The organism is Kitasatospora albolonga, from assembly GCA_002082585.1.
Lineage (GTDB): Bacteria > Actinomycetota > Actinomycetes > Streptomycetales > Streptomycetaceae > Streptomyces > Streptomyces stephensoniae.
On sequence record CP020563.1, the window covers coordinates 311,301 to 338,133 of the forward strand.

Below are 26,833 nucleotides of genomic sequence, written 5' to 3' on the forward strand. Positions count from 1 at the left end.
GTACGCCGTACGGCGACCGAACCACGTGCGAGGAACCACATGAGCCAGCCCCTCGACTCCGTCACCGCGGGCCACACCCCCGAGGACCAGAACCGGCAGGAGCCCGGCGCCGCCTGGTCGTTCGAGACCAAGCAGATCCACTCCGGGGCCGCCCCGGACCCGGCGACGGGCGCCCGAGCGGTACCGATCTACCAGACGTCGTCGTTCGTCTTCCGGGACACCCAGCACGCCGCCGATGTGTTCTCCCTCGCCGAGCCCGGCAACATCTACACCCGCATCCACAACCCCACGCAGGACGTCCTGGAGCAGCGCATCGCCGCCCTGGAGGGCGGGGTCGCCGCCGTGGCGCTCGCCTCCGGGCAGGCGGCCGAGACCCTCGCGCTGCTGACGCTGGCCGGGGCGGGCGACCACATCGTCTCCTCGCCCTCCCTCTACGGCGGCACCTACAACCTCTTCCGCCACACACTGCCCCGGTTCGGCATCGAGGTGACGTTCGTCGAGGACCCCGAGGACCTGGATGCGTGGCGGGCCGCCGTCCGGCCCAACACGAAGGCGTTCTTCGCCGAGACCCTCGGCAATCCGCGCGGTGACGTGCTGGACATCCGGGCGGTCGCCGACGCCGCGCACACGGCCGGGGTGCCGCTGATCGTGGACAACACCGTGCCGACGCCGTTCCTGCTGCGGCCGATCGAGCACGGCGCGGACATCGTCATCCACTCCGCGACCAAGTTCCTCGGCGGACACGGCACCACCATCGGCGGGGTCGTCGTGGACGGCGGCACCTTCGACTTCGGCGCCCACCCCGAGCGGTTCCCCGACTTCCACGAGCCCGACCCGAGCTACCACGGACTCCAGTACTGGCCGGCGCTGGGCCCGGGCGCGTTCGCCATCAAGCTCCGCGTGCAGCTGCTGCGAGACCTGGGCCCCGCGCTCTCCCCGCACTCGGCGTTCCTGCTGCTCCAGGGCGTCGAGACACTGAGCCTGCGGCTGGAGCGGCACACCTCCAACGCGCTGGAGCTGGCCCGCTGGCTGGAGCAGCGCGACGAGGTGGAGACCGTGCACTACGCCGGTCTCCCCTCGAACCGCTGGTACGAGGCCGGGCAGCGCTATCTGCCGCGTGGCGCCGGAGCGGTGCTGGCCTTCGAACTGAAGGGCGGGGCCGAGGCGGGCAAGCAGTTCGTGGACGCGGTCGAGCTGTTCAGCCACCTCGCCAACATCGGTGACGTACGGAGCCTGATCATCCACCCGGCGTCCACCACCCACAGCCAGCTGACCGAGGAGCAGCTCGTCGCGACCGGCGCCACGCCCGGTCTGGTGCGGCTCTCGGTCGGCCTGGAGAACGTGGACGACCTCAAGGCCGACCTGGAGTCGGGGTTCCGCGCCGCGAAGGCGGCGTCCTGAACCGTGGCGCCGCGCCCGCCGCACTCCCCCTCCCTCCGGCCTCCGGCGGCCGGAGGGAGGGGGACCCGCCCGGTCGTCGCCGCTGGGTGACGATCGAGGACCCGCTGCCCCTGGAGTCCGGCGCCCGGCTACCGGGGGTCCGCCTGGCGTACGAGACCTGGGGGCAGCGGGCGGCGGACGGCTCCAACGCCGTGCTGGTCCTGCACGCGCTGACGGGCGACAGCCATGTGGCCGGACCCGCCGGTCCCGGCCACCCCACCCCCGGCTGGTGGGACGCGCTGGTCGGCCCCGGCCGGGCGCTCGACACCGACCGGTGGTTCGTCGTCGCCCCGAACGTGCTGGGCGGCTGCCAGGGCAGTACGGGCCCCTCTTCCCCGGGGCCCGACCGCGCGCCCTGGGGCTCCCGGTTCCCGTATCTGACGGTACGGGACCAGGTGGCGGCCGAGGCGGCGCTGGCCGATGCGCTGGGCATCGGCCGGTGGGCGGCGGTGATCGGCGGGTCCATGGGCGGGATGCGGGCCCTGGAGTGGGCGGTGAGCAGGCCCGGGCGGACCGGTTCGCTGCTGGTGCTCGCCGCCCCGGCCGCCGCGTCCGCCGAGCAGATCGCCTGGGGCTCGGTGCAGATCGGCGCGATCCGCTCCGACCCGGGGTGGCGGGGCGGCGACTACCACGACGCGCCGCCCGGCGGCGGTCCGCACCGGGGCCTCGGCCAGGCGCGCCGCGTCGCCCACATCACGTACCGCAGCGAGCCCGAGCTCGGCTCCCGGTTCGGCCGCGCGCCGCAGCCGGGCGAGGAGCCGGGGCGCGGCGGGCGCTATCAGGTGGAGTCCTATCTCGACCACCACGCGGGCAAGTTGGTGCGCCGGTTCGACGCGGGCAGCTATGTGGCGCTCACCGAGGCGATGAACGGGCACGACGTGGGCCGGGGCCGGGGCGGCATCGAACGGGCGCTGGGCCGGGCGGAGTTGCCCGCGCTGGTCGTGGGCGTCGACTCGGACCGGCTGTACCCGCCGTCCCAGCAGGAGGAGCTGGCGGCGCTGCTGCCGGGATCGGACGGTCTGCGGATCGTCAACTCACCTTATGGACATGACGGTTTCCTCATCGAGACCGATCAGGTGGGTTCCCTGGTGAGGGAGTTGCTCCCTCCGGAACCCGCACCCCTCCCGTTCCCTCCCCCCGTTCTCTGCGAGGAGCTTCCATGAACCCGGCACCCCCACCGTCCGAGGGCGCCTACGACCGGATACGGCTGCGGCAGTGGTCCGCCGGGCGGGCGCGTTCCGCCGGGATCGACCGCCGCGATCTGCTGAGGCTCGTCGCGGCGGCGTCGGCCGCCGTGCCGCTGGCCTCGGCCGCCGCCCCGGCCCACGCGGCGCCTTCCGCCGCCGCCCCGGCCGCCGCCGGGCTGCCCGGTGTCGTCAAGCCGCTGCCGCCGGAGCTGTTCACGCTGCGCGGCACCAACGCGGAGACGAACTTCGCCGCGTTCAGGGGCACCGGACTGCTCACCCCCGCCGACCGGTTCTTCGTCCGCAACCACACCGCCACCCCGCGGATCGACCGGGACACCTGGAAGCTGACGGTGTGGGGCGACGGGCTGAAGGGCGGCCCGGTGGACTTCACGTACGCCGATCTGCTGCGGCTGCCCCAGGTGACCCGTACCGCGTTCGTGGAGTGCGCGGGCAACGGGCGCAGCTTCTTCGCCTCCCAGCAAGGCCAGACGGTCAGCGGCACCGCGTGGACGCTCGGGGCGATCGGTACGGCCCGCTGGCGCGGGGTACGGCTGGGGGATGTGCTGCGCCGGGCCGGGATCGGGCGCCACGCGGTGGACGTGCTGCCGCGCGGGCTGGACGCGGAGGTCGTCACGGACGGGGTGAACCTGGGGCGGGTGCGCCGGCCGCTGCCGGTGGCGAAGGCGCTGGACGACGTCCTGCTCGCGTACGGGATGAACGGCGGGCCGCTGCCGCCCGACCACGGGTATCCGGTCCGGGTGATCGCGCCGTCCTGGGTGGGCATCGCCAACATCAAGTGGCTCGGGGACATCGAGGTGAGCGCCGAGCCGCTGCTGACGCCGTGGAACACGGGCCTGTACCGGCTGTTCGGCCCCGGCCACCCCCCGGAGGGCAGCGCCCCGCTGACCCGGCAGACCCTGAAGAGCGCCTTCGAGCTGGAGCGGGGCGCCTCGTTCCGCGCCCACCGCCGTACGGTGCTGACCGGCCGTTCCTGGTCGGGCGGGGTGCCGGTGAAGTCGGTGGAGGTCAGCACCGACGGCGGGCGCCACTGGCGGCGGGCCCGGCTGCACGACGAGCCCCGGGCCGGGAGCTGGGTGCGGTGGTCGGCGGACTGGGTGCCGGTCCGGAAGGGCGCGACGGAACTGCTGGCCCGGGCCACGGACCGCTCCGGGCGTACGCAGCCGAAGGCGACGGCGCACAACACGCAGGGGTACCTGTTCGACGCGGTGGTACGGCATCCGGTGACGGTCAGCTGAGCCCCCGGGGCACCGCTTCCCGTACGGCGGTGTGCACGGCGCGGGCGATCCGTGCGCCCCAGGTGGAGCGGGGCCCGGCGAAGGGTTCGCCGCCGTCGGGCCCCGGCTCGGGGGCGGCGACGCACACGGCGTCCGTGGGGGTGCCCGAGCAGTCGAGTCCGGCGTCCAGGAGGGCCTGGACCTTGGCCTCGGTGGCGGTGGCGACGGCGTTGACCAGGGCGGCGTCGGAGAGCGCGGCGGGGAGCGTGACGACGATGTTGACCGTGCCGGGGCGGTACGGGGCGCCCAGGCCGACCGGGCCGGGGGCTGCGGCTTCGGAGGCCGTGGCTTCGGAGGCGACGGTTTCGGGGGCAGCGGCTTCGGGGGCAGCCGCCCCGGAAGCCGCGGTTTCGTAGACCGCCGCCCAGCCCCGTACGCCGAGGCCCGCGGTGACGGTCGCGGTGACGCCTCCGTCGTGCCCGGTGGTGTACGCGACGACGTCGGCCGCGGTCATCAGTCCGGCACCGGGGCCGGTGAGCCCCTCGGCGGCGGCGATCTCGGCGAGGTGGCGGTCCGGGTCCAGGCGGGGGTAGCCGCCGGGGACCTGGGCGTTGAGGAGCCAGGCACGGGGGCCGATGCCGCCGCCGAGGACCGCGCTGCTGCACACCCGCACCCCGGGCCCCAGCCGCCACACGAGGTGGTGGAGGTGGTGGCCGTCCTCGTACCGGTCGCGCAGCTCCGGGCACGGTTCGCCGCGCTGGGCGGGCAGGTCGACGTGTACGGAACGGATGGCGCACCCCTGGTGGCTCGGCGGGACCGGCTCCGGCCCGCCCTCCCGGGGCCGCCGTGCTCCGCCGATCATATGCGGGGCCCGCACCCCCTCACCCGATTGGCCTAACTGGTCCGGGGGCCGCTCAGCGCGCTCGTACGGGGCCAGCAGGGCCGCGCGACCTCCGGCGCCCCTTCGCCCGGGTGGCCGGGAGGTTGCAGCGTCCAGGCGGGTGAGGCGCGATGGAAGCCGGACGTGCCACATCTGGTGGAGCCACCCACAGGGCGCGCCCAGCGAGGAGGGTTCGGTTATGGGAGCCGCTGACGGTTTCACGGATTCCGGAGAGCTCGACGGTCTGACCGTGTACGACAACGAGGGCGAGAAGGTCGGCAGTGTGGGCCGGGTGTACGTCGACGACGACACCGGCAAGCCCGACTGGGTCACGGTCAAGACCGGTCTGTTCGGCATGAAGGAGAGCTTCGTACCGCTCGCCGGAGCCCGTCGAGTGGGCTCCGACCTGCACGTCTCGCACTCCAAGGAGACGGTCAAGGAAGCGCCCCGGGTGGACGCGGACGCCCATCTCTCCGTCGCCGAGGAAGAGGAGCTCTACCGGCACTACGGCATGTCCCGGAAGACCGGCAACCTCGGTGACACCAAGGGCACGGGCACCGGGGCCGATGCCCCCACCGTCGCCGGAACCGGCGCCATGGGCGCGGCCGGAGCGGGTGCGGGCGCCGCGGGCGCGGCCCGGGGCACGGGTGCGCCGCCGAGCGCCAAGGCGACCGGCAGGACCACCACGGCCGCCGGGACGACCGGAGCGGCCGGGATGGCCGGGGCGGGTGCCGGTACGGGCAGGCACCGCGACACGGACGTCTCCGCCACGTCCCGTCCGCTGGCGGGCGCCGGAGCGGGCACGTCCCGGGCCGCCGACGTGAGCGGCAAGGACGAGCTGATCCGCTCCGAGGAGCAGCTGCACGTCGGTACGGAGGAGTACGAGAGCGGCCGGGCGAGGCTGCACAAGTACGTGGTGACCGAGGAGGTCACCCGGTCCGTGCCCGTCTCCCACGAGGAGGTGCGGGTGGTCCGCGAGCCGCTCCAGCCCGGCGAGAAGGTGACCGGGACCACGGACTTCGGTGAGCAGGACGTGGAGGTCACCCTGCACGCGGAGCGCGCCACGGTCCGCAAGGAGGCCGTCCCGGTGGAGCGGGTCCGGCTGGAGACCGAGCGGGTCACCGAGCAGAAGGAAGTCTCCGCCGAGGTCCGCAAGGAGAAGATCGACTACGCGGACGGCAAGGGCATGGACACCGGCAAGGACACCGGTGGCGAGTTCGGCCAGGGGCGCCGCCGCTGACGGCACCCCCTCCGGCGGCCGGAAGGCCGCTCCCATGTCCTCGGCCGCCGGGCGGACCCGTGATCACGGGTCCGCCCGGCGGGCTGTCCGGGGCCGGTGCCTCTGACGTCGGCGGCGCGGCCGGAACCGTACGGTGACCGGCGCGCCCCGGCCCGTACGGCTACCGGCGCGGCAGGAACCGTACCGAAGGACGTCCGTCCGGCCCGTCGGGGGTGACGATCGCCCGGACCCCGTAGACGTCCTCGATCAGCTCCTCGGTGATGACCTCGGCCGGGGTGCCGCCCGCGACGACCCGGCCCGCCTTCATCACGGTGATCCGGTCGCAGAACATCGCGGCGAGGTTGAGGTCGTGCAGGGCGATGACGCTGGTGAGGGGCAGCGCGGCGACCAGGGCGAGCAGGTCCAGCTGGTGCTGGATGTCCAGGTGGTTGGTGGGCTCGTCCAGGAGGAGTTCGCGGGGCCGCTGGGCCAGTGCGCGGGCGATCTGGACGCGCTGGCGTTCGCCGCCGGACAGGGTGTGCCAGGACTGGGCGGCCCGGTCGGCGAGTCCGGTGCGCCGCAGGGCGTCGGTGACGGCCTCCTCGTCCACGTGGTCCGGGGCGGACCAGGCGCGGCGGTGCGGGATGCGGCCGAGGCGTACGACGTCCAGGACGCTCAGGTCGACCTGGGTGACGGCGTGCTGGTCGACCACGGCGATGCGCCGGGCCACGGTGCGGCGGCCGAGGGCGGTGAGCGGGTCGCCGTCCAGGGTGACGGTGCCGGTGTCCGGGGCGAGGAGGCCCGCGAGGACGCGCAGCAGGGTGGACTTGCCGGAGCCGTTGGGGCCGAGCAGTCCGACGGTGGCGCCGGGCGGCGGGGTGATGTCCACGCCGTCGAGGACGATCCGGCCGCCCGCCTTCCGGCCGACCCGTTCGGCGCGCAGGCCGCCGGTCGCGCCGGTCGTGGTGGGGCTCATGAGGCGCTCCGGGTGCGGTACAGGACGAGGACGAACGCGGGGACGCCGATCAGCGCGGTGACCACCCCGACGGGCACCTCCTGCGGGTCCAGGACGGTCCGGGCGAGGGTGTCCACCCAGACCAGGAAGATCGCCCCGGCGAGCGCGGTGACCGGCAGGAGGCGCCGGTGCCCGGAGCCGGTGAGGGCGCGGGCCGCGTGCGGGAGGACCAGGCCGACGAAGCCGATCGCCCCGGCCGAGCTGACGAGGGCGGCGGTCAGCAGGGCGGTGGTGCAGAGCAGCACGATCCGGGTGCGGGCCACGTTGACGCCGAGCGCGGCGGCGGCGTCCTGCCCGAAGGCGAAGGCGTCGAGCGTACGGGCGTGGGCCAGGCAGACGGTCAGGCAGACGGCGAGGACGGCGGTGCAGAGCGCCACCTCGCCCCAGCCGACCCCGCTGAGCGAGCCGAGCAGCCAGAACAGCACCCCGCGGGTCTGCTCGGCGTCGGCGGAGGTCATCACGACGAAGGAGGTCAGGGCGGAGAAGAGCTGCATCGCGGCGACCCCGGAGAGCACCACCCGGTCGGTGGTGGAGCCGAGGGTGTGGCTGAGCAGCAGGACCAGGGCGAAGGAGCAGAGGGCCCCCACGAAGGCCCCGGCCGAGAGCGACACCGCTCCCCCGCCGACCCCGAGGACGACCACCACGACCGCCCCGGTGGAGGCTCCGGAGGAGACGCCGAGGACGAAGGGGTCGGCGAGGGGGTTGCGCAGCAGGGACTGCATCACCGTGCCGCAGACCGCGAGCCCCGCGCCGCACACGGCGGCGAGCAGGGTGCGGGGCATGCGCAGGTTCCAGATGATGCCGTCCCGGATCGGGCTCAGCTCCGAGGTGCCGAACCCGAGGTGAGAGGCGACGGCGGACCAGACGTCGGGGACGGAGATCCGGGCGGGCCCGATCGTGACGGCGACGGCTATGGAGAGCAGCAGGAGCGCGAGTCCACCGGCCCAGAGCAGCGCCTGCACCGGCCCGCCGAACTGACGGGCGGCGAAGGGCTGTTGCCCGGCCGTCCGCTGCCCGACTGCCTGTTGCGCGGCTATCTGCTGCCCGGCTGTCTGTTCTGCGGCCGACTGCCGCCCGGCCGTCCGCTTCGCCGTCAGGTTGCCGTCGCTCACTCCGCGAGCCCGAAGTCGCGCAGCCCGGTGGCGACGCGCTCCAGTCCCTCGACCGTGCGGATGGTGGGGTTCATGGCCTGGCCGCTGAGCAGCACGTACCGGCGGTTCTTGACGGCGTCCATGGTCCTGGTGACCGGGTTGGACTCCAGGAACTCGATCTTCTTCTCGGCGCTCTCGGCCGTCTGCATCGTGCGGCTCAGATCGCCGATGACCAGGACGTCGGGGTTGCGGTCGGCGACGGTCTCCCAGCTGATCTGGGGCCATTCGTCGTGGGTGTCGTCGAAGACGTTCTTCGCGCCGAGCTCCCGGGTGATGACCCCGGGGGCGCCGCAGCAGCCCGCGAGGTAGGGGGCTTTGGAGTCGGAGAACCAGTACAGGAGGGAGGTGCTGGACCCGTCGATGCCCTCGGTGGCCTTCGCCACCCGGGCCCGGAGCTTCTTCACCAGGGCCTCGCCCCGCTCGGGGACGCCGAACACCTGGGCCAGTTCGCGGACTTCGGTGTAGACGCTGTCCATGGTGAGGGGTGCGGTACGGGCTCCGTCGCCGCCGCCGCTGTTGTCCTTGCCGGTGCAGTCGGCGGGCGAGATGTAGGTGGGGACGCCCAGCTTCTCGAACTGTTCGCGGGGTGCGACGCCGCCCTTGGCGAGGGTGGAGGCGAAGGAGGCGGAGAGGAAGTCGGGCTCCTTGTCGAGGACCTTCTCCGATGAGGGGCGGTTGTCGGAGATCCGCTCGACGCCCTCGTTGGCCTTTTCCAGGCCCTTCATCACCGGGTCGCTCCAGGTGGCGGTGGCCGCGATCCGGTCGGCGAGGCCGAGCGAGAGGAGGATCTCCGTCGATCCCTGGTCGACCGAGACAGCCCGCTGGGGCGGCGCCTTCACCGTGACGGTGCGCCCGCAGTTCTTCAGGGTGAGCGGAAAGCCGTCGGCCTTGTCGCCGCCGCCCTCGGCGGACGAGGCGGTGCCACCGCCGCCGCAGGCCGTGAGCAGGACGAGTCCCGCCGCGAGCAGGGCGGCGGTGCGTATGGGGGCGGGGGTGGCCTGGGGCAGCACGGAGGACCTCGGTGTCTCTGGGCCCAGCCGCGGAGCCCGTCGTACGGTTCCCGGCCCCGGGTGCGGGGCGGGTGCCAGCAGGTCTTCGGACTCGGGTTCATCCGGGCGGGACGCCTTCCCGGAGCAGGTGGTGCTCCAGTGGCCGTGGCCCCGCCCGTCCCCCTCACCGCTGCGCGTCAGTTCCGGTTTCGCACCGGATTCCCTGACCCCGTCGCTGGGGTTCGACTGGCCCCGGCAAGCTATCACGGGGCTTCGCGCAGCTCAGAGCCGGTTCGGGCGAGGGCGCCCGGGGCCGGTGCGGCGCGGGATCGTCCCGCCGCACCGGCCCGGTGACGGCCTTCCGGGTTACGGGGTCCGGAGGGCGATCACCGCGTTGTGTCCGCCGAATCCGAAGGAGTGGCTGACGGCCCGTCGTACGGGCAGCTCACGCGGGACCTTGGTGACGCAGTCGATGGCGAACCCGGGGTCGGGGGCGTCCAGGTTCGCGATCGGCGGGATCAGGCCGTGCTGGAGCGTCAGGACGGTCAGCCCCGCCTCGATGGCACCGGCCGCCCCCATGCAGTGGCCCAGGACACCCTTGGGCGCGGTGACGGGCGGCCGGTGCGGGTAGGCCCGGCCGATGAGGGCGGCCTCGGTCGCGTCGCCCTGGGGCGTCGCGGTCCCGTGCGCGTTGACGTGGTCGACGTCCTCGGCCCGCCAGCCCGCGTCGGCCAGCGCCGCTTCGACGGCCACCCGTGCCAGCTCCCCGGAGGGGTGCGGGCTGGTGGGGTGGTGGGCGTCGGTCGTGGCTCCGGTGCCGGCCAGCAGCGCCCGGGGGGCCGCTCCTCTGGCGCGGGCGTCGTCGGCCCGCTCCAGGACCATGATCGCGGCACCCTCGCCCATGACGAGCCCGGCCCGGTCGGCGGCGAAGGGGCGGCAGAGGCGGGCGGGGTCGCCGTCCCGCGGCGCCGCCGCGCCCGAGCGGGCGAAGCCGGTCATGGCGACCGGGAAGACGATCGACTCGGTGGCTCCGGCGATCGCGATGTCGCACTGGCCCAGCGTCAGCATGTCGCGGGCCACGGACAGGGCGGTCACCCCGGACGAACAGGCCGTGCAGGGTGCCAGGCTGGGCCCCGTGGCCTTCATCTGGATGGCGATCTCGGCCGCGGGCATGTTCGGGATGGTGAGCAGGATGCCCGAGGGCGAGGTGGCCTCGGGGCCCCGGCGCTCCAGGGCGACGGCCTGTTCGGTGAGTCCGGCGGAGCCGCCGCTGCTGGTGCCGACGACGACGGCGACCCGGGAGCCGTCCCAGTCGGCGGGGTCGAGCCCGGCGTCGGTCACCGCCTCCCGGGCGGCGAGGACGGCGAACTTGACGTACCGGCCCATGCGGAAGGCGGTGCGCCCGCCGACCGCGTCGTCCAGGTCGATGCCGGTGACCGTACAGGCAAAGTCGACGGCGCAGCCGTGCAGTTCGGGGACGGTGCGGGCGAAGGACCCGCCTCGGCGGACCCCGTCCCAGGTGGTGTCGGTGGTGTGGCCGGCCGGGGTGATCATGCCCAGGCCGGTGACGGCGATGGCGGGTCGGTTCATCGGGTGTTGCTCACCGGCACCGTACTGTCGGCCGCCTCGCCCGCGACGGCCGCGTCGATGAACGCGGAGATGTCGGCGAGCGTGGCGTCCTTGTAGAGCTTCTCGGAGTCGGCGGTGACGCCGAGGGTCTCCTTGATGATGACGGCGAACTCGGCGACCGCCAGGGAGTCCATCTCCAGGCTGTCCATCGTGGACTCCGGCAGGATCTCGGCCGCGGGCACCTTGAACGTCCCGGTCAGCACCTCGGCGATCTTCGGGTGGATGGTCTGGGTCTTCACGGTGTTTCCTCTCGTCGGCGAATCGTCGGCGGCCGGTCGGCGGCCCGTCAGCGGCTCGGGGCGCTGACCGGCAGCCCATCGGCGGCTTCCGTACGGCGGCGGCCGAACGTATCGGCCCCACCGCCGAAGTAACTGGATGACGATCTTCCGGTTACGCCCTGGGGCGAACCGATTCGTCTACGCTCACCTGCGGCTTCTCGAACCATCGGGAGAGCATCGAGGTGGTCCCCCAGTACGCCAGCAGCACGCCCCGGGTGCCGAGCGCCGCCACCTTCTCGCGCAGCGGGCGCCTCTTGCTGCCACAGGCGGCCCGCCGGAAACCGGCCGTGCGGGCCCCGGTGGCCCCCGGCCTGCGGTCGCGGTGCCAGGCCCCCTCCGGGTCGTCGTAGGCGTCCGCGTAGCCGGGTCCGGCGATCGGCCAGTCGGACATCAGGCGCTCCGGCAGCGCGAAGGACCTCACCAGGGCCGGGGCGTGCCGGGCCACGGTCGCGATGAGCCCCTCCACCGCGTCGGGCAGCAAGGACACCTGTTCGGCGGTCAGCCGTCCGGCGGCGAGGAGGTCACCGCTGTTGCGGGCGATCCACTGGAGGGCGAAGAGCCGGTGCAGCTCGGTCAGCCGCTCGCGGGCCGGTCCGTCGGGCAGCGCGGCGACGGCCTGCTCGTACGCCTCGCCCGCCTGCCGGTAGCCGTACGCCTCCACCCCGCGCAGCGCGGCCCCCGACGCGGCGTTCCAGCGGCCGAGCGGGTCGCCGGAGGGGGCCGCGCTCATCCGCTCCCGGGCCCGGGTGAACCAGAGGGCCTCCACGGCGGCGAGCAGCCGCCCGAGGAACCGGGGGTCGTCCAGCTCGCCGGGGCCCGGCTCCGCCTCCTCCCCGACCGTGGCGCTGAACAGCATCTCGGCGGCGGCCTTGGCGTGGACGGCGAGGTTGTCGCCCTCGGCGGTGATCGCGCCCTCGATACCGGTGAACAGCTCGGTCATGCCGTTGTTCTCCAGCAGCCCCTGCGCCCCGCACCGCTCCCGGCACTCGACGATGACGCCGCGCGCCTGCCAGGTGATCCACCCCTTGGCGACGGCGACCAGGCGCTCCGCCTCGTCCCGGTCGGGTTCGGGCGCGGACTCCCAGCGGTCCAGGGCCCGGCGGTGCAGGAGGCTCATCGCGAAGACGGTGGCCATCGCCCCGGCGAGCGGGCCGTGGTGGGTGCGGTGCGCGTAGACCGGAACGCGCTGCGCGGCCCGCGGTCCGGAGACCAGCCGGTGGCCGGCGTACCGGATCGCGATGGCGAGGGTGACCCGGGCGGAGCCGACCGCGCAGGCGCTCATGGAGAGCTTGCCGGGGGTGACGCGCCCGATGGAGTGGAGGAACCGCCTTCTGCGGTTGGCCAGTTCGCTGGTGAACCGGCCGTCCCGCCCGATCCGCCCCTGCTCCCCGGCGAGCAGCGCGTCGCGCGGGACGAAGTACCGGTCGAAGGAGGTCAGGCAGTGGTCGACCGGGGAGCCCATCCGGGCGGGCAGCCGCCGGACCCGTACGCCGGGCAGGGCGCCGGTGTCGTCGGTGAGCGGGGCGAGGAGGAGGAAGACCCCGTGGTCGGTGGAGTCGACGAGGAGCCGGGCGGCCACCACCCCGGTCTTGGGGCCCCCGGCGGGGCTGGTGTTGGGCATGAACTTCTGGGCCCCGGCGTGCGGGGTGTGCAGGACGAAGCCGTCGCGTTCGCGGTCGTACGTCGCGGTCGTCTCGACGGCCGCCGCGTCGTTGCCGTGCGCCACCTCCGTACAGAGGAAGGTGCCGATGCGCCGCAGCTCCAGGAAGTCCGCGAGGTCGCGCGGCGTGCCCGGGTCGTGGTCGAGGAGGGAGCCGAGGAAGAGGTTGTAGTGGATGCCCGCGACGGTGGTCATCGCCGGGTCGACCGGGCCGAGCCATTCGTGCAGGGCGGCGAGTGCGCGCGGGTCGGCGGCGAGCCTCGCGCCGCTGTCCAGTGCGCCGTTGAGGATGCGCAGCCGGTGGTAGGCGAGGGCGAGCCGTTCGTCGGGCGTGCCGCCACCGGCCCGCCGAAACGGTTCTGTTGTGAGCAGCCGTCGCCAGAAACCGTGCTCCTGGCGGAAGTTGTCGCCGTAGAGCACCCGGGTGAGCAGATCGGTGGTGGAGGGCGGGGGTGAATTATGCGTGGATAGGGTCACGACAGAGTAACGATCAAGGAACGGCGAGGACACCCCCCGCCGTTCCCGAACGGCCCTGCGGGGTCAGGCGCGTTGGAAAGCGAGCGCCACGTTGTGCCCGCCGAAGCCGAAGGAGTGGCTCACCGCGCGCTCGACCCGCTGGTGGCGGGGTTCCTTCACGACGCAGTCGAGCGGGAAGGCGTCGGGAAGGGAGTCCAGATTGGCGATCGGCGGGATGAGGGAACGTTCCAGCGTGAGGACGGTGGCGACCGCCTCGATCGCGCCCGCCGCCGCGAGGGTGTGGCCGATGACGCCCTTGGGCGCGGTGACCGGGGGGCGGTGCGGGAAGAGCCGGGAAATGAGGGTGGTCTCCATGGCGTCGTTGAGCGGGGTGGAGGTGCCGTGGGCGTTGATGTGGCCGACCTCGTCGGCGGCCCACCCCGACTGGTCCAGGGCCGCCCGCACCGCGCGTTCGGCGCCGTGCCCGTCGGGGGCCGGGGCGGTGGGGTGGTGGGCGTCGGTGCTGGAACCGGCCCCGGTGAGCAGGGCGCGGGCCCGGCCGCCCCGGGCGCGGGCGCTCTCCGCGCGCTCCAGGACGAGCATGGCGGCGCCCTCGCCGATCACGAAGCCGTCCCGGTCGGCGGCGAACGGCCGCGAGGCGCCCGCCGGATCGCCGGTACGGGTGGAGAGCGCGCCCATCCGGGCGAAGGCGGTCACCACCAGCGGGGTCAGCACCGACTCGGCGCCGCCCGCCACCACCACGTCGCAGGAGCCGCCGAGCAGCAGATCGCGGGCGACGGCGACGGCGGTGGCCCCGGAGGCGCAGGCGGTGGCGGGGGCGAGGGAGGGGCCGCCCGCCTTCAGCGCGATGGCGACCTCGCCCGCCGCCGCGTTGGGGATCATCATGGGGACGAGCAGCGGGGAGACCGCGTCGGGCCCCGAAGCGGCGAGCCTGGCCGCGTTGTCGACGAGGACGGAGACGCCCCCGACGCCGACGCCCAGCACCACGCCGACCCGGCCGCCGTCCCACACCGCCGGGTCCAGACCGGCGTCGGCGACGGCCTGCCGGGCCGCGACGACGGCCAGTTTCACGAACCGGGCCATCCGCCACACCGAACGGCCGCCCACCGCCCCGTCCAGATCGACCGAGTCGACCGGGCAGGCGAAGTCGACCGGGAGACCGGCCAGTTCCGGCAGCCGCCGGGCGGTGGAGTGCCCGGAGCACAGCCCCTCCCAGAAGCTGTGCTCATCAGCCCCTGCGGGTGTCACCAGGCCGACCCCCGTCACCGCGACGGCGGTGCCGGAACCGGCTCCGGTGCCCTGATCAGCGGACTGCGACATGCTGTGTTCCTTCCGTAGAATCCGTGGAAATCTCCTGCGGGGTCCCCGGCCAGCGGAGCGCCGCCGAACCCCAGGTCAACCCGCCCCCGAACGCGGTGAGCAGCACCCGGTCCCCGCTCCGGAGCACCCCCCGGCCCGCCGCGTCGGCCAGGGCGAGGGGGATGGAGGCGGCGCCGGTGTTGCCGACCCGCTCCAGATGGGTGACGCAGCGCTGCGGCCCGATGCCGACCCGGTCCGCGACGGCGCGCAGGATGCGGGCGTTGGCCTGGTGCGGCACGAAGTGGTCGACCTCGGCCGGGTCCCAGCCCACCCGGTCCAGCAGCGCCCGGCACGAACCGGTCATCCGTTCGACGGCGTGCTGGTAGACGGTGGAGCCCCGCATCCGGAAGTACGCGTCCGGGAGCGCGGGCGGCTTCCCCTCCGCGCGGGCGCGGGCTCCCCCGCCGGGGACGGTGATCAGGTCGTAGCCGGTGCCGTCGCTGCCCAGGTCGAAGGCGAGCAGCTCACCGGGGTCGCCGGTCCGCCCGGCCGCCACCAGGGCCGCGCCCGCCCCGTCGCCGAAGACGACTCCGGCGGAACGGTCCTCCGGGTCGAGCCAGGTCGAGTAGACGTCGGCGCCGACCAGCAGGACGCGCCGGTAGAGCCCCGAGGCGACGATCCCGTGGCAGAGGGCGAGCCCGTAGACGAACCCGCTGCACACGGCGGCGATGTCCAGCGCCGGTACGGTGCCGAGCCCGAGCCGGGCCGCGAGGGCGGGCGCGGTGCCGGGGCAGAGGTGGTCGGGGGTGGCGGTGGCGAGGACCACCGCGTCGACCGGGCCCGTCTCCGGGGCGCCCGCGAGCAGCCGGGAGGCCGCCTCGTAGGCGAGGTCACCGGTGGCGGCCCCGGGTCCGGCGCGGTGCCTGCTGCCGATGCCCGTACGGCGGCGGACCCAGGCGTCGTCGACGCCCCAGCCGTCCGGGAGCAGGTCATTGGGGACCGGCTCCCCCGGCACCCAGCCCGCCACCCGCTCCAGCACCGCCGTGCGTCCGCCGCCAGGCGCTAAACCGCGCTCCCGCGGTCCCGCCCCGCTGTCCGCCGTCCCTCTTCTCGCCACCCGCTGCCCCGATCCCGTTGTCATACTGCGGCCGGTTGACGAACGGCGGGACGCCTGGCGAGGATGCGTTCGACTGGGCCGAACGGGTCATGACGGCTTGTCAGTTACGGGCGAGCGCCTCTCGGAGCTCCTTCGCGTCGGGCGGGTTGGCGCCCGCCCGGGAGACGGTGACGGCCGCCGAGGCCACGGCGTGGCGCAGTACGTCGGTGACGGCGTCCCGGCCCACCGCGCGCAGCCGGTCCCTGGCCCCGGCGCCGATGAGCCCGTGCGCGGCCAGGGCGTGGAGGGTGCCCGACATGAACGCGTCGCCCGCGCCCACGGTGTCCACGACCTCGACCGGCGCGGCCCGCACCGCGACCGGCCCGCCGGGCAGCAGGGCCAGGGCCCCGGCACCGCCCCGGGTGACCAGCACGACGGCGGGCCCGTGCTCCAGCCAGCGGGCGGCGGCCTTCTCCGGCTCCTCCCCCGGGTACAGCCACGCCAGGTCCTCGTCGCTCGCCTTGACCAGGTCGCTCAGCCCGACGCACTCCTCGACCCGCCGCACGGCCGCGCCGCGTTCCCCCATGAGGGCGGGCCGCACGTTGGGGTCGTAGCTGACGGTCGCGGTGGTCCGGGCGGCCCGCACGATCTCCAGCACCGTGGCCGCCCCCGGCTCCGCCACCGCCCCGATCGACCCGGTGTGCACATGGCCCGGCGCGGGTTCCACGGCGACCGGTCCGAGGGTCCAGCCGACGTCGAACGCGTACGTGGCCTGCCCGGCCGCGTCCAGGGTGACGGCGGCCGACGGGGTCGGGGCCGTACGGCCGTCGGTGCGGACGGTGACTCCGGCGGAGTCCAGGTGGTCCCGGATGAGCCGCCCGTTCGGGTCGGGGCCGAGCTGGGTGAGAAGGGTGGCCCGGTGGCCGAGCCGGGCGAGGCCGTAGGCGACGTTGGCGGGGCTGCCGCCGGGGTGGACCCGGTCCTCCCGGTCCGGCTGCCGGACGATGTCGGCGACGCACTCGCCGACGACCAGCAGTTCGCTGTGGTCGAGCATGGGGGTGGATCTCCTCGGCTGCGGTGATGTGCGGTGTCCTGGCGGGCGGCGCGGCCCCCGCCCCCATTGAGCCCGATCCCGCGCCCCGGCGGAAGGCGCCCGTGGCGCGGGCGGCCGGTCGGGCACCGATCGGACGCCGGTACGGGGAGAAACGGGCGGGAACGGCCGGCCCCGTCAGGCGGACCGCGCCCGCAGCACCGCGATGACCTCCCGGCACCAGTCCCGGTTGGCGCGCTCGAAGTCCAGGCCCCGGCGGCAGGTCAGATAGGGCCCGATCCGCTCCCCGTACCGCAGGAACTCCGCCTCCGCCCGCTCTCCGCGCATCCCCTTCAGCAGCGCCTCGAACTGCGCGGCCTTGCCCTCGGCGAACTCCGCCCGTTCGGTGAGCCGCCCGATCAGCTCGGCGGTGTCGAGGTGGTCGGCCGCCTGGACCTTGACGAGCAGGTCGTCCCGGATGAACGAGGGCTTGGCCGCGACCGTCGCGAACCGCTCCAGCTCCGCCAGCCCTTCGTCGGTGACCCGGAACAGACGCTTGTTGGGCCGGGCCTCCTGGACGATCTCGCGCCCGGCGACCAGCCCCTCCCTCTCCAGCCTGGCCAGCTCCGCGTACAGCTGCTGGGGCTGGGCGTGCCAGAAGTTCGCGACGCCCAGGTCGAACGCCTTGGCCAGCTGGTATCCGCTCAGCTCCTCGTCGAGCAGCGCCGCCAGGACGGCATGGCGCAGGGCCATCGGACCGCCTCCCTCCCGTTCCCGCGCACCCCTGTCCAGGAGTGCGCGGTCCATGGTAGTCATAAAAGTGACTACTCATATTTATGACTAGTCACTTTCTTGACCGGCCATCTTCGAGGAGACGTCATGACCACCGCAGTGGACCGCTTCCGCACCGCCGTCAACACCCGCGACCTCGGCGCCCTGGAGGACCTGTTCACCGAGGACATCCGGTTCTACAGCCCGGTGAAGTTCACCCCGTTCGAGGGCCGGCCGATGGTGCTGGGACTCTTCGGGGTCCTCCTGCGCACCTTCGAGGACTTCCGTTACGTCGGAGAGTTCGCGGGCACGGCGCAGACCAGCGCCGACGGGGCCGAGGCCCCGGCAGCGGTCCTCCTCTTCCGGGCCACCGTGAACGGCCGGGAGATCCACGGCATCGACCTGGTCCACCTCGGCGAGGACGGGCGGATCAAGGAGTTCACCGTGATGGTCCGCCCCCAGTCCGCCGTCCACACGCTCAGCGAGGCGGTCCTCGCCGGGCTCGTCGCCGACGGACTGGTCCCCGCGCCGTAACCGCGCCTACCGCGTCCGGGGCGCCTCCAGCGCGTCCGCGACCAGGCCGAGGAAGCGGGCGTGGTCGCGGGGCCCGTACAGCGGCTCCGGGTTCCACGGCACGACCGGCGCCGAGCCGTCACCGTCCCCACGCAGCTCGTCGAGCGGGGCGGCGTGGGCGCGGATGTCGGTGAGGATCACGTCGGGGCGCAGCGCGAAGGTCTCCGCCCGGCCGAGGGTGGACCAGTTGGCCCCGGGGCCGGGGGCCGGTTCCACCAGCTGGACGCCCAGCTCGGTGAGGACGCGCAGCTCGGGCCACATCCCGGGGCGCGCCACATGGGCCTGGTCGGGACCGGCCGGGGAGAGGGCGACCACACGGCGGGCGCCGGCCGGGCCGGTGGCGGTGAGCGTCCGCAGCCGGTCCCGGGCGGCGTCGAGGTCGGCGTCGGCGTCCGCGCGGTCCTCGGCGCCGAGCGAGCGGGCCAGTTCGGCGAACCGGTCGCCGATCTCACCGAACGTACGGGCCTGGCTCACATCGATGACGACGACCGGGACCCGCTCCTCCAGCGGCTTGGCGGTCTCCGGCGCCAGCCCGTAGACATGGCCGCCGCCGTAGCTCACGGCCACCACCAGATCCGGCCGACCGTCCAGCAGCCGCTCCACGTCGAGCGCGGCCCCGGCGCCGACGTAGGCGACCTCGTCCAGCGGAAGCGTCCCGGTCTTGGCGCGGTCGGGCTCGGGGCCGTCGTGGTCGGAGCCGAAGACCGCCTGCGGCCGGATGCCGAGGCCCCAGAGCGTCGCCCCGGCCTGGACGTAGGCGAGCACCCGCCCGGGCCGTCGCGGGGCCGTCGACAGCTGGCCCCGGTCGTCGGAGAAACGCCATTCGCTCTGTTCCGTCACGTCACACACGCCCCTTTACCACCGACTGCCGTACCGCTTGTGCGAGTTCGTACAGGTGTACCTGCCCACCTGTTCACCGCCACACCCCTCGGCCCGGCATCATCCTTCCTGCCAGCCGGTATCGGGTGTGACGGGCGCCGGAGTTCACCGGGTGTTAGAAAGGAGACACGTTCGGCAAACCCGGGTGGCGCCCTCCGCCCGGCCTCTCCGGCTGGAGACAACTCCCCATGCGCGCAACCGTCCTGAAAGCGGCTCTGGCCGTCGGCATCGCCGCGTCCCTCTGCGCCGCCCCGTTCCTCGACGGCAGGTCCGCGAGCGCCCCGGCGGCGGGAGGGGCGGGCTGTCCCGTGGTCGACGTCCTGGTCGTCCATACGCCGAAGGCAGCGGAGCGGGTCGGCGGGGAGCACCGGGTCCCGGCGTCGGCCCAGCGGATCGCGACCCGGATGAACCGCTCGCTCGCGGCGGGCGGGCTCTGCGGGACCATCAGGGTCATCCACCCCTACACGGCGAGGGACTACGACGGTTCGGAGGAGTTCCGCGCCGCGTACGCCGTCCTCAAGGACCACACCTCGGGGCTCGGGCGCCAGGTGCACGAGCAGCGCGAGCGGTACGGCGCCGATCTGGTGACGCTCGTCGTGGAGCGGGCGCAGCGGGGCGGCGGCACCGCCGACTACACGCCCGCGCTCGACAGCTCCACCGACGAGTACGCGTACGCGGTCGTCGAGGTCGACGGCATCGAGCTGGATTCGGCGAGCCACGAGATCGGGCACAACCTGGGCCTCGCCCATGACCGTACGACACTGGCGGCAGGCGCCGAAGGGGCGATGCGGGTGAGCCGTACCCGCCCCTACAACACCGGCTGGATCACCGAGGACGGCACGCACTACACCCTCATGGCGTACCGCGCCTCGTGCGGCGCGCACTGCAAGCGCATCAGCCGGTTCTCCAGCGCGAAGGGGAGCTGGAAGGGGCACCGGCTCGGGGACGCGTCGAACGACAGTGTGCGGGTGCTGCGCGAGACGATGCCGATCGTCGCCGGTTACCGTTCGAAGAGCTGACCTCCCGGGCCCCGTCACTGCCGATCGGGCCCGCTCCGGCATGCTCCGTAACGACCTCACGGACCGTCATGAACCGTCACGACAAGGACCCCGCCATGGAACGCATGCGCGCCGCGCGCCTGCACCTGCCCACCCGCACGCTCTCCGTCCAGGAGGTGGCGAGGCCGGTACCGGGTCCGGGCGAGGTGCTGGTGAAGGTGGGGGCCGCCGGGGTCTGTCTCTCCGATGTGCATCTCGTCGACGGCACGCTGACCCCCCTGTATCTGGAGGGCGACCGGGTCACGCTGGGCCATGAGGTGGCCGGGACGGTCGACACGCTCGGCCCCGGGGTCACCGGCTGGACGGCCGGGCAGCGGGTGGTGCTCCAGGCGGGCGAGCGGCGCGGGGGCCGGACGCACACCCGGGGTGTCGACTACGACGGCGGCTGGGCCGAGTACGCCCTCGCCTCGGCCACCACCCTCGTCGCCCTGCCCAGTACGCTCCCCCTCGACCAGGCGGCGATCATCCCGGACGCGGTCTCCACCCCCTGGGCGGCGGTGACCGGCACCGGTGACGTACGCCCGGCGCAGGCCGTCGGGGTCTGGGGCGCGGGCGGGCTCGGCGCGCACGCCGTGCAGCTGCTGCGGGCCGTGGGCGCGTACCCGGTGATCGCGGTGGACCCGGCCCCGGCGGCCCGCGGCCGGGCCCTGCACTTCGGGGCCGACCTGGCGCTGGACTCCGGCGACCCGCTCCTGCGCGAACAGGTGCTCGGGGCGACGGGCGGGGCCGGTCTGGAGGCGGCCTTCGACTTCGCGGGCGCTCCCCCGGTGCGGGAGCAGGCGCTGAGTGTGCTGGCGCCCAAGGGGCGGCTGGTTCTGGTGGGGCTAAGCGACCAGCCGCTGACGGTCGACCGCTCCACCCGCTTCAGCTATCTCCAGCACCGCATCCTGGGCCACTACGGCTCCGAGGAACACCATGTGGCGCAGCTGGTCCGGCTGGCGGAGGGCGGGCGGCTGGACTTCTCGCGGTCGGTCACCGACGTACTGCCGCTGGAGGAGGCGGCGACGGCGGTGCGGCGGATGGAGACGAAGGAGGGCGATCCGGTCCGCCTCATTCTGCGGCCGTAACGTTTTCCCGCTCCGCGGCCCGGGCGTTCTCCCCCTCCGGCTCCGGCCGGTGCAGCTCCACGTTGAACTGGGCCCCGGCGAGCAGGGAGAGGTTGGCGAACCAGACCCAGATCAGGAAGACGACCAGGCCCGCGAGGGAGCCGTAGAGCCTGCTGTAGCTGCCGATCTGGGTCGCGTACAGCGCGAAGAGCGCCGATGCGGTCAGCCAGAGGAACGCTGCCAGGACCCCGCCGGGCAGGCCCCGGCGGATACCGCGCGCGGAGCGCGGCCCGGTGCTGAAGAGGACGACGATCAGGCAGGCGACGAGGCAGAGCAGCACCGGCCACTTCAGGACCATCCACAGGGTCTGGCCCTCGTGGGGCAGGCCGATGTGGCGGCCGAGCCAGCGGGCCAGCGGGCCGGTCAGGACGAGGGCGAGGGCGCTGGTCATCAGCAGGAGGAGGAGCCCGATCGCCGAGACGACGATGATGTGCGCCTGCCGCAGGGGCGGGCGGTTGTCCTGGACGTCGTGCATGGCGTGCATCGCGCGGCGGAAGACCGCGAGGTAGCTGCACGCGGACCAGACGGCGCTGACGGAGCCGGTGCCGACGAGCAGCCAGACGGCGGTGCGCTGCTCGGTCGCCGCCTCCAGCGGTCTGCGCAGCGCCTCACCGGACTCGGCGGGGGCGAAGGCGGTGATGTCGGCGATCAGGGCGGTGGTCGCGTCGGGGTTGGCCAGGCCGATCACGGAGACGGTGACCAGGAGGGCCGGGAGCAGGGCGAGGATGGCGTAGTAGGTGAGGGCGGCGGCCCAGTCGGTGATGTCGTCGTTCCACAGCGAGACCGGGGTGCGGCGCAGGGCGGTGAGCCAGTGGCGCGGTGTGCCGGGGCGGCCGGTGGCGGGAGCGGTGCGTTCCGCGGCTGCGGCGGTCTGGGTGGGCAAGCTGGTACTCCGGGGACGTGGTCGGACGCGGCGGGCGGGGTGCTCGTCCGTCGGACGCCCCGGCTTGTCTCGATCCTCTCCTGCCACGTCCTGGCCCGGACACACCTCCCCCGGCCGTACGGCCTCCCGGGGGTCCCGTCAGTCGTTGACGGCCGTGAGCAGGACCACCGCGTCCTGGAGGGCCAGCAGCCCGTGGCGCTCCTGCGGGATCGGGTGGAGCGTTCCGGCGGGGAGCTCGGTGTCGCCGGAGGCGGCGGTGAGGCGGACCGTGCCGCGCAGCACCAGGAGGGAGGCGGCGGGCGGCGCGTTGTGCTCGTCGAGCGCCGAGCCGGAGGTGAGCGCGATCACCGTCTGGCGCAGGGGCGGTTCCTGGACGAGGAGGTGGGCGCTGCGGCCGTGCGCGGAGGCGCGGGCGGCGGTCAGGTGCTCCTCGGCGAGTGCGTTGAGGTCGTCCATGGTGCCCACTCTGCCGCAGGGCCCGCCGCCCCGCGAACCTGAGAGGCGCCTCCCGCCGGGCGGGAGGCGCCTCTCCGTGGGACCCGGTTCTCCCTCGCCGGGTTCTGCTTCGCTACGGTTCGCCGGGTTCCGCTTCGCTACGGGTTGATGTCGATCCGGAAGGTGGAGGTGGTGTTCCGGATGTCCTGGGCGTTGCCGCTGAGCCTCAGCCGGTTGAAGGTGACCTCGCCGACCGCGGGCCCCTGCCCCGCCTCCGGCATCTCGTTGGCCCAGAGTCCGAAGCCGGACTTGGCGTCGAAGGCGTCACCGCTCTTGCGCGCACCGGAGATGGAGATGTCGGTGAGCACGGTGTCCTTGATCGGGAACTGCGGCTGTCCGCCGACGTAGTTCGTCTGGAACATGATCCCGCTGTACGTCGGATCGACGATGTCCACGTTCGAGATCCGGATGCCCTGGAACACCTTGGAGGCGGAGAAGAGCCAGATCCCGGGGAAGGTCTGCGATCCCCAGAAGTGGCCGCCGGACCGGACGATCGAGACGTTCTCGATCCTTGTCGGCCGGGTCCCGAAGCCGTTCATCGGGTAGCCGAAGTCCAGCGAGCTGACCGTGATCCCGGAGTAGACCAGGGTGTCGGCGATGTGGATGTTGCGGAAGGTGTTGTCGTAGCCGCCGTAGACGGCCACGCCCGCCGCGCGCCAGGTCAGGATCGAGGTCAGGTTCTCGTAGACGTTGTTCTTCATGTCCGCTCCCCCGGCGTCGATCGCCGAGAAGAGCGCGAAGCTGTCGTCACCGGTGGCACGCGCCTCGTTGTTGGTCACGAGGTTGTCCGTGGACCCGTTGGTCATGTTGATGCCGTCGGCGAACATGTTGCGGATGCGGGAGTTCCTGATGGTGATGTTGTCGGTGTTGGCGCCCCAGTAGAGGCACACCATGTGCTCGTTCCAGATGTTGTCGATGACGATGTCCGACACATTGGCGAAGTCGAACACCTTGCCGGGTCCGTCGATGCGGGAGGTGTAGTTGCCGAAGTAGGCGAAGTTCGCGAACGAGGACCCCTTGGCACTGGCCTCGGCCCGGAAGCCGATGTCGGTGTTGTCCTGTGTGGCGGGGGCGTTGAACCGGGTGTACCAGGGCCCGGCGCCGACCACCTCGACGGCCTTGCCGTACACCTGGAACTTGCTCGCCGTGCTGTACTCCCCCGGCGGCAGGTAGACGCCGGCCAGGTTTCCGGTGGTGTCCATGCGGACCCGGTCCAGGGCGTTCTGGACGTCCTGGTGGGTGAACCCGGCGGGCACGGTGTAGGTGGCGGGGTCCGGGTTGGCGACCGGTGCGACCTGCTCCAGACTGATGAAGTCGATCGCGTACGTGGTGGAGTTGGCGGCGTCCTTCTGGAGCCGGATCTTGGCTCCCGCCGGGACGGTCCGGCCCAGCATGACGTTGGCCTCGTCGTAGATGTGGCGGGGTGCCCCGGCGCTCGGGGAGTTGCCGGGCGCGGCCTCGTTCCCGTACAGCCAGGCGTACTTGGAGGTGAGGTCGATCGCCTTGAGGAAGGTGCCGTCCACGTAGATGTTCAGCGTGGAGTCGATGCCCCCGCCGCCCGGGGCGTCCGGGATGGAGAACCGGGTGACCAGGGTGTTGGTGGACTTGCGGGTGGTGAACTCCACGTAGTTGCCGGTGCTGTCGAGGGTGACGGCCTTGCGGCCCGACGCCTCGCCCGCGATGTCGCCGACGGTCCTGTTGGGGCCGACGACCCGGGCGCCGCCGCCCGTGGTGCCGTCCTCCGCCTCGTACATGTCGTACGGCATGTGGGCGCCGCGTCCGACGAAGAGGGGTTCGGTGGAGGTGTTGTTCTCGCGCTTGACGGGGAGTTCGTTGGCGTCGGCCGCGAGGACGGTGCGCAGGGTGTACGAGCCGTTGGCGGCGGTCCAGGTGCCGAGGGTGACGGGTGCGGTGGTGGCGCCCGGGGCGATGGTCCCGTTGTGTGCTCCGGTGAAGGTCTTCACGGTGGCGCCCCGGGAGTCGATGAGCGTGAGCGTGATGCCGTGGCCGCCGCTCGCGGAGGCGATGGTGCCCTGGTTCCTGATGGCGACGGAGAAGGTGACCGTGTCTCCGGCGGCCGGGGCGGAGGGCGAGGTGGTGACGGCCGCCGCGACCAGGTCGGAACTGGAGACCGGCCGCACGACCAGCGGGGAGGCGGCCGTGTAGGTGTTGTCGGTCTCGTTCTGCTCGATGATCTCGTTCTCCGGGTCGGCGACCGCGCTCAGGACGTAACTGCCCGCGGCCTGGGCGCCGATGGATGCGCTGGCCTGGGTGGAGGCACCGGCGGCCAGGGCGCCGACACTGCCGGTGGCGACCTTGGAGCCGCCGAGCCGGAACTCGACCTTGCTCGCCGGGGCGGCGAGCGCGCCGGAGTTGCGGACGGTGGCGGTCAGGGTGATGGCGTCGGACTCGACCGGGGTGGCGGGCGACGCGGTGATGCCGGTGATCCGGAGGTCGGGGTTGGCCGCCGGGGCGCCCAGCACCTGGAACTCGGCGACCTGGCCCGCGCCGGAGCCGCTGTTGGCGGTGAACTTCAGCTGGACGTCGGCGATACGGGCGGCGACCGGGATGGTCACCGTGTTGCCGCTCGCCGGGCTGAAGGCGTAGTCCCGGGCCGCGACCAGGGAGTTGAAGGAGGAGGAGCTCTGCTCCCGGCCCAGGACCTCGATGCGCTGGGTGCGCGGGCCCCAGCTGCTGTCCGGGTTGAGCTTGACGACGACGCTCTGTGTGTCGGCGTTGGAGCCGAGCCGGACGGTGAGCGTGTTCGGGTAACTCCCGCCCGCGCCCTCCCAGTAGGTGGCGGTGCTGTTGTCGTTGGCGTGGGCGGCGACGTAGGTGTGCACCACCGAGGAGGCCGTGATCGGCTTGTTGACCGCGAGGTTGGAGGCGGCGCCCGTGGAGCCGTTGCGGGTCACGGTGTTGCTGTCGGTGGAAACGTTTCCGGCCGCGTCCTTGGCCCGGACGGTGTAGCTGACCGTGGCGGTGGCCGGCTGGGTGTCGGTGTACGTCAGCACGTTGCCCGCGACCGAGCCGCGCAGCACGTTGTTGGCGTGGATGTCGTACCCGGTGACGCCCTTGTTGTCGGTGGACGGCTGCCAGCTGAGCCGGATCTGCCCGGCGGCCGGCTCGGTGAACGCGAGCGCGGTGGGGGCGGTGGGTGCCTGGGTGTCGCCCGTGTCGCCGGTCCGGGTGACGGTGTTGCTGTCGGGCGAGACGTTGCCCGCCGCGTCCCGGGCGCGCACATGGTAGGTGACGGTCTGCCCGGCAGGGCGGGTGTCGGTGTAGGTGGTGACGTCGCCCGCGACGGAGGCCAGCAGGGTGTTGTTGGCGTAGATGTCGTAGCCGGTGACGCCGGTGTTGTCCGTGGCGGCCTTCCAGGTCAGCCGGATCTGGCCGGTGGCGGGCTCGGTGAACGCCAGGTCGGCCGGTGCGGTGGGGGCCTGCGTGTCGCCGGTGGCGGGGCCGTAGACCTCCAGCTCGGCCAACTGGGCTGAAGGGCTACCGGTGTTGGCGGTGACCAGGACGCGGACGTACCGGGTGGTCGTGGGATCGAAGGAGATCGTCACCGACTGGCCGCCCGCCGCGTCGAAGCGGTAGTCCTTGGAGGCGGTCAGGTCGGTGAACTCCGTCCCGTTGGCGGAGGCTTGGAGTTTCAGCGTCTGACTGCGCGCCGCCCAGCCGTCGGGGAGCCGCAGAACGATCCGGTCCACGCGGAGCGAGGAGCCGAGGTCGGCCTCGATCCACTGCGGGAAGGCGTTCTCCCGGCTCTCCCAGTAGCTGGCCCGGTTGCCGTCGTTGGCGTGGGCGGCGACGTGACTCCCGTTGCCGCTGCTGGCCTTGAGGGTCTTCCCGGCGGCGAGGTTGCCCGACGAGGCGGCGGACGACCGGACCTCCAGCTCGGAGAGCTGGGCGGCCTGCCAGCCGGTGTTGGCGGTGATGTGCACCCGGACGAAGCGGGTCAGGGTGGCCGGGAAGGTCACCTTCACCGTGTTGGCGGCCCCCGGGGTGAAGGAGTACGCCGCCGGACTCTTCAGCGTCGCGAAGCCGGTGCCGTCCGCGCTGCCCTGGAGGGACAGCGTCTGCGTTCGGCTCTCCCAGGACGGCGGGAGCTTCAGGGTCACCTCGTCGACCCGGGCCGCCGAGCCGAGATCGGTCTGCACCCACTGGGGCAGGCTGCCGCCCGCGCTCTCCCAGTACGTCGACGCGTTGCCGTCGGTGATGTTGGGGGCGGGGTACTCCGCATGGGCGCTGCTCGCGGCCGCGGCCCGGCCCGCGGCGAGGTTGGGGCCGTCGGCGGCCGAGGCGGCGAGCGACGGCACGCCGATCATCAGAAGACTGGTGGCGACCACGGCGGATATCGCCCGCCATCTCCAGCGTAGGGCTCTCATAGCTCCCCGATCTTCGGCCTCGGCGCAGGGCGCGACGAGGGCGCGGCTCTGAATCCGTAGTCAGGAAACACGCGATTCTGCACGCACTACGGCTC

The 26,833-nt window shown here is 73.4% G+C and carries 22 protein-coding genes and 1 riboswitch; of the genes, 7 read left to right on the forward strand and 15 right to left on the reverse strand.

The features are described 5' to 3' along the window. Nucleotides 1-39 precede the first annotated feature (39 nt). Genes B7C62_01265 through B7C62_01275 form a run of 3 tightly spaced genes read left to right on the forward strand, consistent with a single transcriptional unit; the run spans nt 40 to nt 3,883 of the window. Nucleotides 40-1,401, forward strand: a complete 1,362-nt coding sequence (locus B7C62_01265; GenBank protein ID ARF71036.1) for a bifunctional o-acetylhomoserine/o-acetylserine sulfhydrylase — start codon at nt 40-42, stop codon at nt 1,399-1,401. Then, nucleotides 1,398-2,603: a homoserine O-acetyltransferase gene (locus B7C62_01270; GenBank protein ARF71037.1), complete on the forward strand. Its 1,206-nt coding sequence runs from the start codon at nt 1,398-1,400 to the stop codon at nt 2,601-2,603. Before B7C62_01265 ends, B7C62_01270 begins: the two co-directional genes overlap by 4 nt. Then, nucleotides 2,600-3,883 carry a sulfite oxidase gene (locus B7C62_01275; protein ID ARF71038.1) on the forward strand — a complete coding sequence of 428 codons (1,284 nt, stop codon included), beginning with the start codon at nt 2,600-2,602 and terminating at the stop codon, nt 3,881-3,883. The genes B7C62_01270 and B7C62_01275 overlap by 4 nt, the downstream gene beginning before the upstream one ends. Here B7C62_01275 and B7C62_01280 read toward each other — a convergent pair. Further along, entirely contained in the window at nt 3,876-4,724 is an 849-nt protein-coding gene (locus tag B7C62_01280) for an adenosylcobinamide amidohydrolase (GenBank protein ID ARF71039.1), read from the reverse strand. The genes B7C62_01275 and B7C62_01280 overlap by 8 nt on opposite strands. Nucleotides 4,725-4,941: 217 nt before the next feature. On the opposite strand from B7C62_01280, the gene B7C62_01285 reads away from it, so the two are divergent. Further along, nucleotides 4,942-5,982 carry a photosystem reaction center subunit H gene (locus tag B7C62_01285; protein ARF71040.1) on the forward strand — a complete coding sequence of 347 codons (1,041 nt, stop codon included), beginning with the start codon at nt 4,942-4,944 and terminating at the stop codon, nt 5,980-5,982. A 160-nt stretch (nt 5,983-6,142) separates the two neighbouring features. Here B7C62_01285 and B7C62_01290 read toward each other — a convergent pair whose 3' ends face one another. The 10 genes from B7C62_01290 to B7C62_01335 all read right to left on the reverse strand — a co-directional run bounded on the left by B7C62_01290 (nt 6,143) and on the right by B7C62_01335 (nt 17,338). Beyond that, nucleotides 6,143-6,937, reverse strand: coding sequence for a histidinol phosphatase (locus B7C62_01290; GenBank protein ARF71041.1), 795 nt, complete (start codon nt 6,935-6,937; stop codon nt 6,143-6,145). Then, nucleotides 6,934-8,013 (reverse strand): iron ABC transporter permease, encoded by a 1,080-nt coding sequence (locus B7C62_01295; protein ID ARF76923.1) that lies wholly within the window; start codon nt 8,011-8,013, stop codon nt 6,934-6,936. The genes B7C62_01290 and B7C62_01295 overlap by 4 nt, the downstream gene beginning before the upstream one ends. A gap of 71 nt (nt 8,014-8,084) precedes the next feature. After that, complete coding sequence (locus B7C62_01300) at nt 8,085-9,134, reverse strand: ABC transporter substrate-binding protein (protein ID ARF76924.1); 1,050 nt, start codon at nt 9,132-9,134, stop codon at nt 8,085-8,087. Between the two features lie 61 nt (nt 9,135-9,195). After that, a riboswitch (cobalamin riboswitch) is annotated at nt 9,196-9,382 on the reverse strand. Between the two features lie 100 nt (nt 9,383-9,482). Further along, nucleotides 9,483-10,706 (reverse strand): 3-oxoacyl-ACP synthase, encoded by a 1,224-nt coding sequence (locus tag B7C62_01305; GenBank protein ARF71042.1) that lies wholly within the window; start codon nt 10,704-10,706, stop codon nt 9,483-9,485. Then, nucleotides 10,703-10,984: an acyl carrier protein gene (locus B7C62_01310; GenBank protein ARF71043.1), complete on the reverse strand. Its 282-nt coding sequence runs from the start codon at nt 10,982-10,984 to the stop codon at nt 10,703-10,705. The genes B7C62_01305 and B7C62_01310 overlap by 4 nt, the downstream gene beginning before the upstream one ends. Before the next feature lie 151 nt (nt 10,985-11,135). Next, nucleotides 11,136-13,160 carry an acyl-CoA oxidase gene (locus B7C62_01315; protein ARF71044.1) on the reverse strand — a complete coding sequence of 675 codons (2,025 nt, stop codon included), beginning with the start codon at nt 13,158-13,160 and terminating at the stop codon, nt 11,136-11,138. A gap of 63 nt (nt 13,161-13,223) precedes the next feature. Beyond that, nucleotides 13,224-14,480 (reverse strand): 3-oxoacyl-ACP synthase, encoded by a 1,257-nt coding sequence (locus B7C62_01320; protein ARF71045.1) that lies wholly within the window; start codon nt 14,478-14,480, stop codon nt 13,224-13,226. Further along, a complete protein-coding gene (locus B7C62_01325) occupies nt 14,464-15,498 on the reverse strand; it encodes a 3-oxoacyl-ACP synthase (GenBank protein ARF71046.1) in 1,035 nt (344 codons plus the stop codon). Before B7C62_01325 ends, B7C62_01320 begins: the two co-directional genes overlap by 17 nt. A 178-nt stretch (nt 15,499-15,676) precedes the next feature. Beyond that, nucleotides 15,677-16,609, reverse strand: a complete 933-nt coding sequence (locus tag B7C62_01330) for a carbohydrate kinase (protein ARF71047.1) — start codon at nt 16,607-16,609, stop codon at nt 15,677-15,679. 174 nt (nt 16,610-16,783) lie between these two features. After that, complete coding sequence (locus tag B7C62_01335; protein ARF71048.1) at nt 16,784-17,338, reverse strand: PadR family transcriptional regulator; 555 nt, start codon at nt 17,336-17,338, stop codon at nt 16,784-16,786. A gap of 126 nt (nt 17,339-17,464) precedes the next feature. Between B7C62_01335 and B7C62_01340 the strand changes: the two genes are divergently transcribed. Further along, entirely contained in the window at nt 17,465-17,890 is a 426-nt protein-coding gene (locus B7C62_01340) for a serine/arginine repetitive matrix protein 1 (GenBank protein ARF71049.1), read from the forward strand. Nucleotides 17,891-17,896: 6 nt separating this feature from the next. Here the strand turns inward: B7C62_01340 and B7C62_01345 are convergent, their stop codons facing one another. Beyond that, the gene (locus B7C62_01345; protein ID ARF71050.1) at nt 17,897-18,769 is read right to left on the reverse strand and encodes an ABC transporter substrate-binding protein; all 873 of its coding nucleotides are present in this window, start codon (nt 18,767-18,769) and stop codon (nt 17,897-17,899) included. Between the two features lie 227 nt (nt 18,770-18,996). Here B7C62_01345 and B7C62_01350 point away from each other — a divergent pair, with 227 nt between their 5' ends. Further along, nucleotides 18,997-19,827, forward strand: a complete 831-nt coding sequence (locus B7C62_01350) for a peptidyl-Asp metallopeptidase (GenBank protein ID ARF71051.1) — start codon at nt 18,997-18,999, stop codon at nt 19,825-19,827. A gap of 95 nt (nt 19,828-19,922) precedes the next feature. Beyond that, the gene (locus B7C62_01355; protein ARF76925.1) at nt 19,923-20,933 is read left to right on the forward strand and encodes a zinc-binding dehydrogenase; all 1,011 of its coding nucleotides are present in this window, start codon (nt 19,923-19,925) and stop codon (nt 20,931-20,933) included. Here B7C62_01355 and B7C62_01360 read toward each other — a convergent pair. The 3 genes from B7C62_01360 to B7C62_01370 form a co-directional block, all read right to left on the reverse strand. After that, nucleotides 20,917-21,855 carry a ribonuclease BN gene (locus tag B7C62_01360; protein ID ARF71052.1) on the reverse strand — a complete coding sequence of 313 codons (939 nt, stop codon included), beginning with the start codon at nt 21,853-21,855 and terminating at the stop codon, nt 20,917-20,919. The two genes, B7C62_01355 and B7C62_01360, sit on opposite strands and share 17 nt — an antisense overlap. A gap of 138 nt (nt 21,856-21,993) precedes the next feature. After that, nucleotides 21,994-22,311 (reverse strand): cupin, encoded by a 318-nt coding sequence (locus B7C62_01365; GenBank protein ID ARF71053.1) that lies wholly within the window; start codon nt 22,309-22,311, stop codon nt 21,994-21,996. A 137-nt stretch (nt 22,312-22,448) separates the two neighbouring features. Then, a complete protein-coding gene (locus tag B7C62_01370; GenBank protein ARF71054.1) occupies nt 22,449-26,738 on the reverse strand; it encodes a Secreted glycosyl hydrolase in 4,290 nt (1,429 codons plus the stop codon). Nucleotides 26,739-26,833: the final 95 nt, after the last annotated feature.

Coding starts and splice junctions, on each gene's coding strand:
- B7C62_01265 (ARF71036.1), top strand. CDS start 40: ATGAGCCAGCCCCTCGACTCCGTCACCGCGGGCCACACCCCCGAGGAC.
- B7C62_01290 (ARF71041.1), bottom strand. CDS start 6,937: ATGAGCCCCACCACGACCGGCGCGACCGGCGGCCTGCGCGCCGAACGG.
- B7C62_01275 (ARF71038.1), top strand. CDS start 2,600: ATGAACCCGGCACCCCCACCGTCCGAGGGCGCCTACGACCGGATACGG.
- B7C62_01335 (ARF71048.1), bottom strand. CDS start 17,338: ATGGCCCTGCGCCATGCCGTCCTGGCGGCGCTGCTCGACGAGGAGCTG.
- B7C62_01305 (ARF71042.1), bottom strand. CDS start 10,706: ATGAACCGACCCGCCATCGCCGTCACCGGCCTGGGCATGATCACCCCG.
- B7C62_01285 (ARF71040.1), top strand. CDS start 4,942: ATGGGAGCCGCTGACGGTTTCACGGATTCCGGAGAGCTCGACGGTCTG.
- B7C62_01320 (ARF71045.1), bottom strand. CDS start 14,480: ATGTCGCAGTCCGCTGATCAGGGCACCGGAGCCGGTTCCGGCACCGCC.
- B7C62_01350 (ARF71051.1), top strand. CDS start 18,997: ATGCGCGCAACCGTCCTGAAAGCGGCTCTGGCCGTCGGCATCGCCGCG.
- B7C62_01330 (ARF71047.1), bottom strand. CDS start 16,609: ATGCTCGACCACAGCGAACTGCTGGTCGTCGGCGAGTGCGTCGCCGAC.
- B7C62_01355 (ARF76925.1), top strand. CDS start 19,923: ATGGAACGCATGCGCGCCGCGCGCCTGCACCTGCCCACCCGCACGCTC.
- B7C62_01365 (ARF71053.1), bottom strand. CDS start 22,311: ATGGACGACCTCAACGCACTCGCCGAGGAGCACCTGACCGCCGCCCGC.
- B7C62_01370 (ARF71054.1), bottom strand. CDS start 26,738: ATGAGAGCCCTACGCTGGAGATGGCGGGCGATATCCGCCGTGGTCGCC.
- B7C62_01340 (ARF71049.1), top strand. CDS start 17,465: ATGACCACCGCAGTGGACCGCTTCCGCACCGCCGTCAACACCCGCGAC.
- B7C62_01280 (ARF71039.1), bottom strand. CDS start 4,724: ATGATCGGCGGAGCACGGCGGCCCCGGGAGGGCGGGCCGGAGCCGGTC.